The organism is Streptomyces sp. enrichment culture (assembly GCF_964272855.1).
Taxonomy (GTDB): domain Bacteria; phylum Actinomycetota; class Actinomycetes; order Streptomycetales; family Streptomycetaceae; genus Streptomyces.
In genome coordinates this window covers 3,269,093-3,282,252 of the sequence record NZ_OZ186847.1, presented here as the reverse complement: position 1 = coordinate 3,282,252, position 13,160 = coordinate 3,269,093, and the positions used below count along the sequence as shown (strand labels likewise).

Annotated in this window: 10 protein-coding genes; 7 read left to right on the top strand and 3 right to left on the bottom strand. The window is 69.1% G+C overall.

Translation table 11 applies throughout. The features are described from left to right. Positions 1-5: 5 nt before the first annotated feature. The 4 genes from ACSU6L_RS13820 to ACSU6L_RS13805 all read left to right on the top strand — a co-directional run bounded on the left by ACSU6L_RS13820 (position 6) and on the right by ACSU6L_RS13805 (position 6,681). The gene (locus ACSU6L_RS13820; RefSeq protein ID WP_073940321.1) at positions 6-1,268 is read left to right on the top strand and encodes a glycosyltransferase; all 1,263 of its coding nucleotides are present in this window, start codon (positions 6-8) and stop codon (positions 1,266-1,268) included. Next, positions 1,265-2,911, top strand: a complete 1,647-nt coding sequence (locus ACSU6L_RS13815; RefSeq protein ID WP_437056797.1) for an ArnT family glycosyltransferase — start codon at positions 1,265-1,267, stop codon at positions 2,909-2,911. The genes ACSU6L_RS13820 and ACSU6L_RS13815 overlap by 4 nt, the downstream gene beginning before the upstream one ends. Further along, entirely contained in the window at positions 2,908-4,083 is a 1,176-nt protein-coding gene (locus tag ACSU6L_RS13810; protein ID WP_073940319.1) for a glycosyltransferase, read from the top strand. Before ACSU6L_RS13815 ends, ACSU6L_RS13810 begins: the two co-directional genes overlap by 4 nt. 195 nt (positions 4,084-4,278) lie before the next feature. Continuing rightward, a complete protein-coding gene (locus ACSU6L_RS13805; RefSeq protein ID WP_437056794.1) occupies positions 4,279-6,681 on the top strand; it encodes a galactose oxidase-like domain-containing protein in 2,403 nt (800 codons plus the stop codon). 12 nt (positions 6,682-6,693) lie between these two features. On the opposite strand, the gene ACSU6L_RS13800 is transcribed toward ACSU6L_RS13805, so the two are convergent. The 3 genes from ACSU6L_RS13800 to trhA are packed head-to-tail and all read right to left on the bottom strand — an operon-like array spanning position 6,694 to position 8,791. Next, positions 6,694-7,425, bottom strand: coding sequence for a Mut7-C RNAse domain-containing protein (locus ACSU6L_RS13800; protein ID WP_437056792.1), 732 nt, complete (start codon positions 7,423-7,425; stop codon positions 6,694-6,696). A 4-nt stretch (positions 7,426-7,429) separates the two neighbouring features. Next, positions 7,430-8,050, bottom strand: a complete 621-nt coding sequence (locus ACSU6L_RS13795) for a TetR/AcrR family transcriptional regulator (RefSeq protein WP_437056790.1) — start codon at positions 8,048-8,050, stop codon at positions 7,430-7,432. Positions 8,051-8,065: 15 nt separating this feature from the next. Then, complete coding sequence (gene trhA / locus ACSU6L_RS13790; RefSeq protein ID WP_437056788.1) at positions 8,066-8,791, bottom strand: PAQR family membrane homeostasis protein TrhA; 726 nt, start codon at positions 8,789-8,791, stop codon at positions 8,066-8,068. Between the two features lie 305 nt (positions 8,792-9,096). On the opposite strand from trhA, the gene ACSU6L_RS13785 reads away from it, so the two are divergent. From ACSU6L_RS13785 to rfbC, 3 genes are all read left to right on the top strand, one after another. Next, complete coding sequence (locus ACSU6L_RS13785; protein WP_437056786.1) at positions 9,097-10,923, top strand: phosphoenolpyruvate carboxykinase (GTP); 1,827 nt, start codon at positions 9,097-9,099, stop codon at positions 10,921-10,923. 270 nt (positions 10,924-11,193) lie between these two features. Further along, on the top strand, positions 11,194-12,123 hold the full coding sequence (rfbA, locus tag ACSU6L_RS13780) for a glucose-1-phosphate thymidylyltransferase RfbA (RefSeq protein WP_437056784.1): 930 nt from the start codon (positions 11,194-11,196) through the stop codon (positions 12,121-12,123). 261 nt (positions 12,124-12,384) lie between these two features. Continuing rightward, complete coding sequence (gene rfbC, locus ACSU6L_RS13775; RefSeq protein ID WP_437056782.1) at positions 12,385-12,984, top strand: dTDP-4-dehydrorhamnose 3,5-epimerase; 600 nt, start codon at positions 12,385-12,387, stop codon at positions 12,982-12,984. Positions 12,985-13,160 lie beyond the last annotated feature (176 nt).

The window sequence follows — 13,160 nt, the reverse complement described above, 5'->3', positions numbered from 1 at the left end:
TCTGTTTGCTGACGTCTGTCTTCATCGCTGCCGTTTCACTGGCCCTGTTCTGGATGGCGGCGTTCACCCTGTGGTGGCAGATGCACGCCTGGCGTACGCCCGAGGTGCTCGCATCGACCCGGTTCAGCAGACCGGACGGTGCCGAGCACCTGTCCTTCTCGCTGCTGCTTCCGGCGCGGCACGAACAGGCGGTGCTCGACCACACCATCCAGCGGCTGCTGGAATCCAGCCACGCCGACTTCGAGATCATCGTGATCGTCGGGCACGACGACCCGGAGACCACGGAGGTCGCCGAGCGGGCCGCCGCGCGGGACCCGCGGGTGCGCGTCGTCGTCGACACCCACGAGAAGAAGAACAAGCCGAAGGCCATGAACACGGCGCTGCCGCACTGCCGCGGCGACGTCGTCGGGGTCTTCGACGCCGAGGACCAGGTCCATCCGGAGCTGCTCGCCCACGTGGACCACGCCTTCCGCACCACCGGCGCGGACGTCGTCCAGGGCGGTGTCCAGCTGATCAACTTCCACTCCAGCTGGTACAGCCTGCGCAACTGCCTGGAGTACTTCTTCTGGTTCCGCTCGCGGCTGCACCTGCACGCGCAGAAGGGGTTCATCCCGCTCGGCGGCAACACCGTCTTCGTCCGCACGGACGTGCTGCGGGAGGCCGACGGCTGGGACCCCAACTGTCTCGCCGAGGACTGCGACCTGGGGGTCCGCCTCTCCAGCGTCGGCAAGAAGGTCGTCGTCGCCTACGACTCCGAGATGGTCACCCGCGAGGAGACCCCGGGCTCGCTGATGAGCCTGCTGAAGCAGCGCACCCGCTGGAACCAGGGCTTCCTCCAGGTGTACCGGAAGCGGGACTGGAAGCAGCTGCCCACCTTCGGGCAGCGGCTGCTCGCCCGCTACACCCTCATGACGCCGTACCTCCAGGCGGTCTCCGGCGTCGTCATCCCGCTCAACGTGGCCGTCGCGCTCTTCCTCGACGTGCCCGTCGGCATCGCCTTCGTCACCTTCCTGCCGGCCGTCACCGCCCTGGTGACCTTCGTCTTCGAGCTGGTCGGCCTGCACGACTTCGGCAAGCAGTACGGGCTGCGCGTCCGGTTCGTCCACTACGTGAAGCTCATCGTGGGCGGCCCCTTCTACCAGGTGCTCCTCGCCGGGGCCGCCGTACGCGCCGTCTGGCGTGAGCAGCGCGGCCGCAACGACTGGGAGCTGACCAGCCATGTCGGCGCTCATCTCGCGCACGTGAACCGAGAGGACGTTCCTGCGTGACCTCCACACTTCCCGCGGTGACCGGAGTCAAGGTCCCCGCGCAGCGGACAGCTGCGCCCACGACCCGTTCGACCGGTCGAACAAAGCCTCCGCAGAGACTGCGGTCCTCCCGTCCGGACCTGATCCTGTGCGGCGTCCTCCTGGTGGCGATCCTCGTCGTCCAGGGCTGGAACATCGCCGACTACCCCACCCTCAGCGACGACGAGGGCACCTACCTCGCCCAGGCCTGGGCCGTCCAGGAGGGCCGCGGCCTCGCCCACTACACCTACTGGTACGACCACCCGCCGCTCGGCTGGATCCAGATAGCCGTCCTCACCTGGATACCCGCGCTGATCAGCCCCGACTCGATGACCGTCGGCAGCATGCGCGCGATGATGCTGCTGATCTCCGCGGTCAGCGCGGTCCTCGTCTACGTCCTCGGCCGCCGCCTCGCCCTGCCCCGCTGGGCCGCCGGGCTCGGCATGGCCCTGTTCGGGCTCTCCCCGCTCTCGGTCGTCCTCCAGCGGGAGATCTTCCTCGACAACCTCGCCGTGATGTGGACGCTGCTCGCGTTCACCCTCGCCGCCTCCCCGAGCCGCCACCTCTGGCACCACTTCGGCGCGGGCATCGCCGCCGCGACGGCCGTGCTCACCAAGGAGACGATGCTCGTCGTCCTGCCCGCCCTGCTGCTCACCATGTGGCGGCACAGCCACCGCGACACCCGCAAGTTCGCCGTCACCGGCGCGATCACCGCCTGCGCCCTGATCGGCCTGTCCTACCCGCTGTTCGCGCTGCTCAAGGGCGAGTTGCTGCCGGGCGACGGCCATGTCTCCCTGTGGGACGGCATCACCTATCAGATGAGCCGCCCCGGCTCCGGCTTCATCCTCGACGCCGGCTCCGGCTCCCACGGTGTCCTGCAGTCCTGGCTCTACTACGACCGCGTGCTGCCCCTCGGCGGCCTCGCCGGCGCCCTGCTGCTCCTGCTGACCTGGCGCTGGTCGGTCACCGCCCGCGCCCTCGCCGGGCCCGCTCTCACGGTCGCGATCCTCGCCCTGGTCGCCCTGCGCCCCGACGGCTACCTGCCCGCTATGTACATCATCCAGGCGCTGCCGTTCCTCGCCCTCGTCCTCGCCGGAGGCGCCGCGAGCGTCGCGCACGCCGTGCTGCGCAAGCAGCGCCGCGAGGGGCGGCGGCCGCACGCGCGGTACGCGGTCGCCGCCGTCCTCGCGCTCGCCGCGAGCGTCTACGTCGTACCCCGCTGGTACGACGGCGCCCGCACCGCGATGACCGCCGACGCCAACGCCCCCTACCAGGCCGCCGCCGCCTGGATGGCCACCGAGGTGCCCGACCCGGGGGACACCCGGGTCCTCGTCGACGACGCGCTGTGGCTGGACCTCGTCCACCAGGGCTACCGGCCCGGGCTCGGCGCCATCTGGTTCTACAAGGCCGACCTCGACCCCGCCGTCACCAAGACCATGCCGCGCGGCTGGCGGGACCTGGACTACGTGGTCGCCTCGCCGACGGTGCGGCGCGACGCCGTGGACCTGCCGAACGTGCGGGCCGCGATCGAGCACTCGAAGCCGGTCGCCGTGTTCGGCGCCGGTGAGGACCGGATCGAGATCCGGCGGATCCAGCCCGCGGGCACCCCGGGAGGCGAGCGATGAGCCAGGAGTCCATCGTCCCCGAAGAGGCCGTCACGGCGGCCGAGGTCGCCGAGCCGGGCGCCGTCACCATCGTCGTACCGACCTTCAACGAGTCGGCGAACGTACGGCGGTTGCTGCACCAGATCACCGAGTCGGTGCCGGCCCGGCTGCCCTGCGAGGTCGTCTTCGTCGACGACTCCACCGACGACACCCCGCAGGTCATCCACGAGGCCGCGCGGGACTGCCCGTTCCCGGTGACCGTGCTGCACCGCGAGGAGCCGGTCGGCGGGCTCGGCGGCGCGGTCGTCGAGGGCATGAAGGCGGCCGGGTCGGACTGGATCGTCGTCATGGACGGCGACTGCCAGCACCCGCCGTCTTTGGTCCCCGAGCTGGTCACCACCGGGGAACGCGCGGGCGCCGGGCTCGTCGTCGCCTCCCGCTACCTCAAGGGCGGCAGCCGCGCCGGGCTCGCCGGCAGCTACCGTGTCGCCGTCTCCCGTGCAGCGACCTGGCTGACCAAGACCCTCTTCCCGCGCCGGCTGCACGGCATCAGCGACCCGATGAGCGGGTTCTTCGCCATCCGCCGCAGCGCGGTCACCGCGGAGGCCCTGAAGCCGCTCGGCTACAAGATCCTGCTGGAACTGGCGGTCCGCAGCCGTCCGCGAACGGTCACCGAGGTGCCGTTCGTGTTCCAGGAACGGTTCGCCGGGGAGTCCAAGTCCACCGTCAAGGAGGGGCAGCGCTTCCTGCGGCACCTCGCCGGGCTGCGCACCGCCGATCCGCTGGCCCGGATGGTGGTGTTCGGGCTGATCGGGCTGACCGGCTTCGTGCCGAATCTGGCGGCCCTGTGGGCGATGACCGAGGCGGGGCTGCACTACCTCCCCGCGGAGATCATCGCCAACCAGTTCGGTGTGGCCTGGAACTTCCTGCTCATCGAGAAGCTGCTGTTCCGCGACCGGCGGCGGCACCGGCACTGGGCGGACCGCACCGTACGGTTCGCGCTCCTCGCCAACGCCGACCTGGTGCTGCGCATCCCGCTGATCGCGTTGCTGGTCGCGCAGTTCGGCCTGGCCGTGCTGCCGGCCACGGCGCTCGCCCTGGTCATCACCTTCGTCCTGCGCTTCGTCGGCACCGAAGCGCTGGTCTACCTGCCGCGCCGCAAGCCGCGGACGAAATCCGAGCCGCACAGCTAGGGCCTGCCTTTCGGATCAGGCCGGCGTCGCGGGGTCTGGCACGCGCATCTGCCGCGTTGTCGTCACTCCCCGACGCTCCGCGTCGACTCCCTCCTCCGCCTTGCAGCTGCACGCACCAGACCCCGCTCGGCCCAACCGGAACGCACCGTCTGTCACAGCCAGCCTGATCCGAAAGAAAGGCCCTAGGAGCACCGCATGAGATCCCGTCGGAGAACGGCCGTCCTGGCCGCCATGGGCCTCGCCGCAGGCCTGCTGCTCACCACCCCCCAGCCCGCCTCCGCCGCCAACCTCATCAAGAACCCCGGGTTCGAGACGGCCGGCACCGGTGACATGCCGTACTGCTGGCACAAGTCCGGCTGGGGCGACAACGACTTCACCTTCACCACGACCGGCGACGCCCACTCCGGCGGAAAGGCGATGAAGGTCGAGCTGACCCGCCGCGTCGACGGCGACCGCAAGGCACTGATCACCGAGTCCGCGGACTGCGCGCCGGTGGTGACCGTCGGCAAGCAGTACGACCTGTCCCTCTGGTACAAGACGACCACGCCGGACGCGAGCGTCACCCTGTTCCGGCACGACACCACGGCGGGCTGGCAGTACTGGACCGACCTCAAGACGCTCGACATGGCGGGGACGTGGACCCAGGCGTCCGTCCGCACACCCGAGGTCCCCGCCGGGACCGACCGGATCAGCTGGGGCGTCTCCGTCTACGGCACCGGCTCCGCCACCACCGACGACTACACCATGGAGCAGGTCGCCGACCCGGTCCCGCCCCCGCGGTGCACCGGCTCGGCCGACGAGTGCGCCAACGGCAAGTGGCAGGTGCTGCCCGCGCAGAACCCGGTGCGTTCCATGCACTCGGTCGTCCTGCACAACGGCAAGGTCCTGCTGATCGCCGGCTCCGGCAACAACGAGGAGATGTTCGAGGCGGGCACCTTCACGTCCGCCGTCTACGACCCGGCCGACGGCAGCTACAAGGTCATCCCCACCCCGAAGGACATGTTCTGCGCCGGGCACGTCCAGCTGCAGGACGGGCGGGTGCTGGTGATGAGCGGCAACAAGGGCTATCCGTCGGCGGACGGCACCATCGGCTACCAGGGCTACAAGGACTCGTACGTCTTCGACCCCGAGACCGAGACGTACACCAGGACCAACGACATGAACGACGGCCACTGGTACCCGTCGGCGACCGTCCTCGGCAACGGTGACGTGATCTCGTTCGGCGGCCTCAAGGAGGACTCCACCGGGTCCGTGACGGCCGAGCTGTGGTCCGAGCAGCAGCAGAAGTGGCTGCCCACCTGGCAGGTCAACCAGACCTGGTCGTACTGGGGCCTGTACCCGTCGATGATCCTCATGCAGGACGGCCGGCTCTTCTACTCCGGCAGCCATGTCTTCGGCAACAACATCCCCGGCACCGGCGCCGCGATCTACGACTACGACGCCAACACCGTCACCCAGGTGCCCGGCCTGCAGAAGAAGGACGAGCGGGACCAGTCGGCGAGCGTGCTGCTGCCCCCGGCGCAGGACCAGAAGGTGCTGACCATCGGCGGCGGCAACATCGACTCCAACCCGGCCGCCAACCGGCTCACCGACGTCATCGACCTGAAGCAGCCCAACCCGCAGTACGTCGCCGGGCCGCCGCTCCCGCAGGGCACCGTCGACCTCGGCAACGGCAAGGTCCCGCAGACCGGTGACCAGGGCAAGATGTACGTCTCCGCGGTGCTGCTGCCCGACGGCAAGGTGCTGGAGACGGGCGGCGCCCTGCACAACCGCGCCAACCCGGTCTTCGAGTCCTCGATCTACGACCCGGAGACGAACACCTTCGACCCGGTGGCCGCCGACCCCGAGGCCCGCGGCTACCACTCCTCCGCGTTCCTGCTCCCGGACGGCCGGGTGATGACCACCGGCGACAACCCGGGCAACGGCAGCTGGAACCACAACGTGTCCGTCTACACCCCGCCCTACCTGCTCAAGGGCCCCCGCCCGACGATCACTTCGGTGATCGACACCGAGTGGAACTACGGCGACACCCAGCGGATCACCGTCGACCGGCCCATCGCCAAGGCGGAACTGATCCGCCCGGCCGCCGTCACCCACTCCTCCGACCCCAACCAGCGGTTCGTGGACCTGCCGCTGTCCGTCGACGGGAACAACGTCGACCTGAACGTGACGAGCAACCCCGACCTGGCCCCGCCCGGCTGGTACATGCTCTTCGCGGTGGACGCGGGCGGGGTGCCCTCGGTGGCGAAGTGGGTGCACCTCCAGGGGCCGTCCGCGCTGAAGGCCACCGACGCCTCGGCCCACGTCCACTCCTTCGCGGACTCCCTCAAGGGCAAGGTGCAGAAGCCCGGCAAGAAGCGCACCGCACAGCCGGTGAGCCCCACCGTCTCCGGGTGCGACCGGCACTACGGCTCCGCCAACGTCTGTGTGCCGACCGTCTTCCCGCCCCAGGTGAAGAAGACGACGGCCGCCCGCTGCACCTGGCTGAAGCAGAACGACTACGGCCGCCTCAAGGTCAACGGCAAGGACGACCCGCTCCGCCTCGACCCGGACCGCGACGGGGTGGCCTGCGGAAAGAAGGATCTCGTGAGGCGCTGAGCGCGCCCCTCGTCAACGGTGCTCCGAGCGGAGCGTGAGGGCGCGTGCCACGATGGCTTCCAGCTGTTCGTGGTGCGCGCCCTTCCAGTACGCGCGGCCGCAGGCGCGGCACTGGGCGAACACGTCGTACGTTCGCTGGGTGCCGGCCTCCAGCCGGTCCGCCACCTCCTCCTTGGTGGCCTCCTTCAGCAGGCCGTTGCAGGCGGTGCAGCGGGTCCACGGGCGCAGCTCGGGGGCGAAGCGGTCGAGGACGTCGTGCAGCTGGTCCTCCGGCCGGGTGCTGTAGACGTAGGCGCCGGCCCACAGTTCACGGCGGCGCAGCAGGCCCCGGTCCCGGCTCAGCATCACCCGCTGCTCGGCGGCCGAGCGGGCGGCGAGCGCCGGGTCGCCGATGTCCGTCGACTCGTACGCGGTGTCCACGCCGAGCAGCCGCAGCCGGCGGGCGAGGGTGCCGAGGTGCACGTCGAGGAGGAAGCGCAGCGGCGCGCCGGGCACCCGCTGCGGACGCGGCACGGCCCGCACGCTCACCCGCTCGCCGTCCTTGGGGATGTGCGCGGTCGGCACCTGGTGTCCGTCGACGACGAGCGCGCCGACCTCGGTGAGCGGCACTCCGAGGGACTCGATGACGTGTCCCAGCGTGGAGACGCCGTCGGTGGCCAGCGGGGTCACGCCGCGACGGCGGTGCTGCGGGACGAACAGCCCCAGTTCCGGGGCGATTTCGACGTGGATCTCGGGCGCGTTCACGAGTTCAGGATGTCAGGCCGCGCGCGAAGACGGTGAGGGCGCGGTCCACCAGGTCCGAGAGGTCGTCGCGGAAGCCGGTGCGGGCCCAGTACTGGGACACCTCCATCAGCCCGCCGACGAGGGACATGGTGAAGACCCGAACCTCCAGGCTCTCCGGGTCCCGGCCGGTGCGCTCGCCGATGGCCTCGCCGATCGCCCGGCCCGTCTCCGACATGTTCTCCAGCATGCGGGAGCGCACCGCGGGCACCTCGGCCATCAGCCGGCAGCGCAGCCGGGTGACCTCCTGCTCCTCGCCCATGCCGAGGCCGACGGCCCGCCGCATGGCGTGCCGCAGCGACTCCAGCCACGGCTCGTCGGCGGGACGGGACCGCAGGTCCTCCACCAGGACCGCGTCGTACTCGTCGGTGAGGACGATGTCCTCTTTGGCGGGGAAGTAGCGGAAGACGGTCGACGCCGACACCTCGGCGCGGTCGGCTATCTGCTCGACCGTGGTGGCCTCGTACCCCTGCTCCTCGATCAGCCCGTAGGTGGCCGTGCGGATGGCCTCCCGCGTCTTGATCTTCTTCCGTTCACGGAGCCCCAGCCGGGGGCGGTCGGAGGGGGCAGGGGTACGTACGGCCGTCATGCGGCTCATTGTCCGTCACGCGTGCTGGTAGGCCACCAGGGAGATCCCCACGTAGTGCACGACGAACGCCGCCAGCGTGAAGGAGTGGAACACCTCGTGGAAGCCGAAATAGCGCGGTGAGGGGTTGGGGCGCTTGATGCCGTAGACCACGCCGCCCAGGCTGTAGAGGATGCCGCCGACGATCACCAGGACCAGGACGGCGATGCCGCCGGTGCGCAGGAAGTCGGGCAGGAAGAAGACGGCCGCCCAGCCCATCGCCAGGTAGCAGGGGGTGTACAGCCAGCGCGGGGCGCCCACCCAGAACACCCGGAAGACTATGCCGGCCAGTGCCGCCGCCCAGATCCCCCACAGCAGCCACTGCCCCTTGGCGCCGGGCAGGAGCAGCAGGGTGAGCGGGGTGTAGGTGCCCGCGATGATCAGGAAGATGTTGGCGTGGTCCAGGCGGCGCAGCACGCCGTCCATCCGCGGGCTCCAGTTGCCCCGGTGGTACAGCGCGCTCACGCCGAACAGCAGACAGGCCGTCAGTGCGTAGATGCCGCAGGCGATGCGGCCGCGCGGCGAGCTGGCGAGGGCGGTCAGCACCAGGCCCGAGACCAGGGCCGCGGGGAACATGCCCAGGTGCAGCCAGCCCCGTAGCTTGGGCTTGACGGAGTCCGGGGACGGGTGCGGTAGCTGTCGCGCCATGGAGCCACGGTCGGCGACCGGCGTGTCCATGGGCGCGTCGGAGGCGGACGCAGTCATGCGGGGCATGGTACCTACGCCGCCGTAAGTGACGGATCAGAGTCTCATGACGGCGGGGCGTGACCGGGGGTGGCCAACGCCAAGAAAAGGTCAGCCGAACTCAACGTGGACGCAAAAAATCACGGCGAAAGCCCCAGGACGTGGCGTTCCTCACGGCGCTCAGGTGTGCGGCCCCCTGGACAAATGGGCGGTCAGCTCGGATGATCAAATGAGTGCGGTCGGCACCGGATGAGCGGCTACGAAGCATCCGGGTCGCGGCCCCCACGGGGCAGACAGGACAAAAAAACCCTCATTTAGGAGCAATCGTGGCGCGCGACAACGCGGCTCCCAGCACCGTCAGCCCGACCAACCACCAGGAACTGGTCTCGTGGGTCAACGAGATCGCTGAACTGACCCAGCCGGACAACGTGGTCTGGTGCGACGGATCCGAGGCCGAGTACGAGCGACTGTGCGAGGAGCTCGTCGAGAAGGGCACCTTCCGGAAGCTCGACCCGATCAAGCGCCCCAACTCCTACTACGCGGCCTCCGACCCCACCGACGTCGCCCGCGTCGAGGACCGGACCTTCATCTGCTCCGAGAAGGAGGAGGACGCCGGCCCCACCAACCACTGGAAGGACCCCGCCGAGATGCGGGAGATCTTCAGCGGCGAGAAGGGCCTCTTCCGCGGTTCCATGCGTGGCCGCACCATGTACGTCGTCCCCTTCTGCATGGGCCCGCTCGGCTCGCCGCTGTCCGCGCTCGGCGTGGAGATCACCGACTCCGCGTACGTCGCCGTCGCCATGCGCACCATGACCCGCATGGGGCAGGCGGTCCTCGACGAGCTGGGCGACGAGGGCTTCTTCGTCAAGGCCGTGCACACCCTCGGCGCCCCGCTGGAGCCCGGCCAGGAGGACGTCCCCTGGCCCTGCAACCAGACGAAGTACATCTCCCACTTCCCGGAGACCCGCGAGATCTGGTCCTACGGCTCCGGCTACGGCGGCAACGCCCTGCTCGGCAAGAAGTGCTACGCCCTGCGCATCGCCTCCGTCATGGCCCGCGACGAGGGCTGGCTCGCCGAGCACATGCTGATCCTCAAGCTCACCCCGCCGCAGGGCGAGTCCAAGTACGTCGCCGCCGCCTTCCCGTCCGCCTGCGGCAAGACCAACCTCGCCATGCTGGAGCCCACGATCTCCGGCTGGACGGTCGAGACCATCGGCGACGACATCGCCTGGATGCGCTTCGGCGAGGACGGCCGGCTCTACGCCATCAACCCGGAGGCCGGTTTCTTCGGCGTCGCGCCCGGCACCGGCGAGCACACCAACGCCAACGCCATGAAGACCCTGTGGGGCAACTCGGTCTTCACCAACGTCGCCCTCACCGACGACAACGACATCTGGTGGGAGGGCATGACGGAGGAGACCCCCGCCCACCTGACGGACTGGAAGGGCAACGACTGGACCCCGGAGTCGCAGACCCCGGCGGCCCACCCCAACGCCCGCTTCACCGTCCCGGCCTCGCAGTGCCCGATCATCGCGCCCGAGTGGGAGGACCCCAAGGGCGTGCCGATCTCCGCGATCCTCTTCGGCGGGCGCCGCGCCACCGCCGTACCGCTGGTGACGGAGTCCTTCGACTGGAACCACGGCGTCTTCCTCGGCGCCAACGTGGCCTCCGAGAAGACCGCCGCCGCGGAGGGCAAGGTCGGCGAGCTGCGCCGCGACCCGTTCGCGATGCTGCCGTTCTGCGGCTACAACATGGGCGACTACATGGCCCACTGGATCAAGGTCGGCCAGTCCGCGGACGCGGCCAAGCTGCCGAAGATCTACTACGTGAACTGGTTCCGCAAGAACGACGAGGGCAAGTTCGTCTGGCCCGGCTTCGGCGAGAACAGCCGCGTCCTGAAGTGGATCGTGGAGCGCCTGGAGGGCAAGGCGGAGGGCGTGGAGACGCCCATCGGCATCCTGCCGACCAAGGAAGCCCTCGACACGAACGGGCTCGAACTGTCCGCTTCCGACCTGGAGTTCCTGCTGACGGTGGACAAGGAGGTGTGGCGCGAGGAGGCCGCCCTGGTCCCCGAGCACCTGAACACCTTCGGCGACCACACGCCCAAGGAGCTGTGGGACGAGTACCACGCCCTGGTGGAGCGCCTGGGCTGAGGCCCGTACGAAAGACTCCGCGGCCGGTCTAACCGACAGTGCCCTGACCAGCAATATCGTCACGGCCGGCCGCGGTGACAGCACCACGAAGAGGGCCGGGGGCCCGCCCGCGCAACGGCGTACGGGGCGGGCCCCCGGCCTTGTTCCCTTTGTCGCGCTTTCCGGCCGATGCCGGCGGTCGCGCAGAAATGCACACCGGGCATACGGTCATACACGGTGCGAGTCGCGCCAAGTAGCCGAATTCACCGGCAATTCGCCTATGGTGATGCCATGCGCGGAATTCTGTTGGCCGGGGGAACCGGCTCGCGTCTGTGGCCGTTGACCCGCTCGGTGTCGAAGCAACTGCTGCCGGTCTTCGACAAGCCCATGGTCTATTACCCGCTTTCCACACTCGTGATGGCAGGCGTCCGGGAGATTCTGATCATCACCACTCCCGAAGACCAGCCCCAGTTCCGCCGCTTGCTCGGCGACGGCAGTCAACTGGGCCTGCAGCTGGAATACATGTCACAGGAACGCCCAGCCGGCATTGCCCATGCTTTCGTGCTGGGGGCCGACTTCATCGACGGCGGGCCGGTCGCGCTGATTCTGGGCGACAACATCTTCCACGGGAGCGGCCTCGGTACCCGGCTGGCCCGCCATGACGGCCCGAAGGGGGCCAGGGTGTTCGCCTATCAGGTCGCCAACCCCTCGGCCTACGGTGTGGTGGAGTTCGACGAGTTGGGCCGCGCGCTGTCCATCGAGGAGAAGCCGGCCCGGCCCAGGTCCCGGTACGCCGTGCCCGGACTGTACTTCTACGACGGCGACGTCGTGGAGATCGCCCGCAGCCTGCGGCCCAGTGCGAGGGGCGAGTTGGAGGTCACCGACGTCAACCGCACCTATCTGGAGGCCGGGACGCTGCACGTCACCCGACTCGACCGGGGAACCGCGTGGCTGGACACCGGAACCTTCACCTCCATGGTTCAGGCCTCGGAATTCGTCCGGGTCCTCGAGGAGCGCCAGGGCTTCAAGGTCGGTTGCCTCGAGGAAGCGGTCTGGCGGGCCGGTCTGATCGACGACGACCGGCTCCGGGGATTGGCACAGCCGTTGCTCAAGAGCGGGTACGGCCATTACCTGCTGGGGCTTCTCGAGGACTCCCGGCACGTCGTCACGCCGCAAAGAGCCGGCTCATCCCGACTCCCGCACGTCGCCGCTCCGCACTGACCCGGCCGAGAAACCGATGGAACGGTGCAGTCCGGGAAGGGGCCACGACGGTGCACTTCGCACGGCTGGGCCTCGGTCATGACAGCGTGTCGACTCACGAACCCCGAATACCCGGACACAGGCCCATCATCTCGGATCCAGCCTGCTCCGGTCCCATCGTGTCGAGAACCCGGAAGATTCCGTTCTCCACAGCCTTGCATGGGGTGTAGGAGGTGGCGCCCGTCACATGCTGAACCGTTGCCTCTTGAGAAGGAGAATCGCGTGCGACCACTCGGTATCGAAGGAGCTTGGGTGGACATGCCCAAGGTGTTCGCGGACAGCAGGGGCCGCTTTCACGAATGGTTCAAAGGAGACAGGTTCCACGAATCGATCGGCCAGGGGTTGCAGCTCGCGCAGGCCAACTGCTCTCGCTCCATTCGTGGCACTCTTCGCGGAATCCACTACGCGTCGGTCCCGCCGGGCCAGGCCAAGTACGTCACTTGCGTCAGAGGTGCCGTACTCGACGTGATCGTCGACATCCGTACCGGCTCACCGACCTTCGGGAAATGGGAGACGGTTCGACTCGACGACACGACGCACGGCTCTGTCTACCTGTCGGAAGGACTGGGCCACGGGTTCATGTCGCTGGAGGACGACTCCACCGTCGTCTACCTGTGCTCACAGGGGTTCGCGCCGCAGCGCGAGCACGGGATCAACCCGCTCGACCCGGCACTGGCCATCGCCTGGCCCGAGAATCTCACACCGGTCCTCTCCGAGAAAGACACCGCCGCGCCCACGTTGGCGGAGGCCGAGCGGCAAGGGCTGCTGCCTTCCTTCGAGGACTGCAGTGCCTACCGAAGAAGCCTGATGAGCAGCGTGTGAGCTTTCCGGCCTTTGCCCGAAGGGGAATCCGAAGAATCTCGCCACCTATATGGCGCCGTATCTGAGCCGCCCGGGTGACATTTCCTCCACGACACGGACTGTCGCCTAATTCTTCAATGCCGGTGAGTAAACCATTTCGGTGTCCGTGGCCGCAGGCATGAGGGCCATCAGCGGGC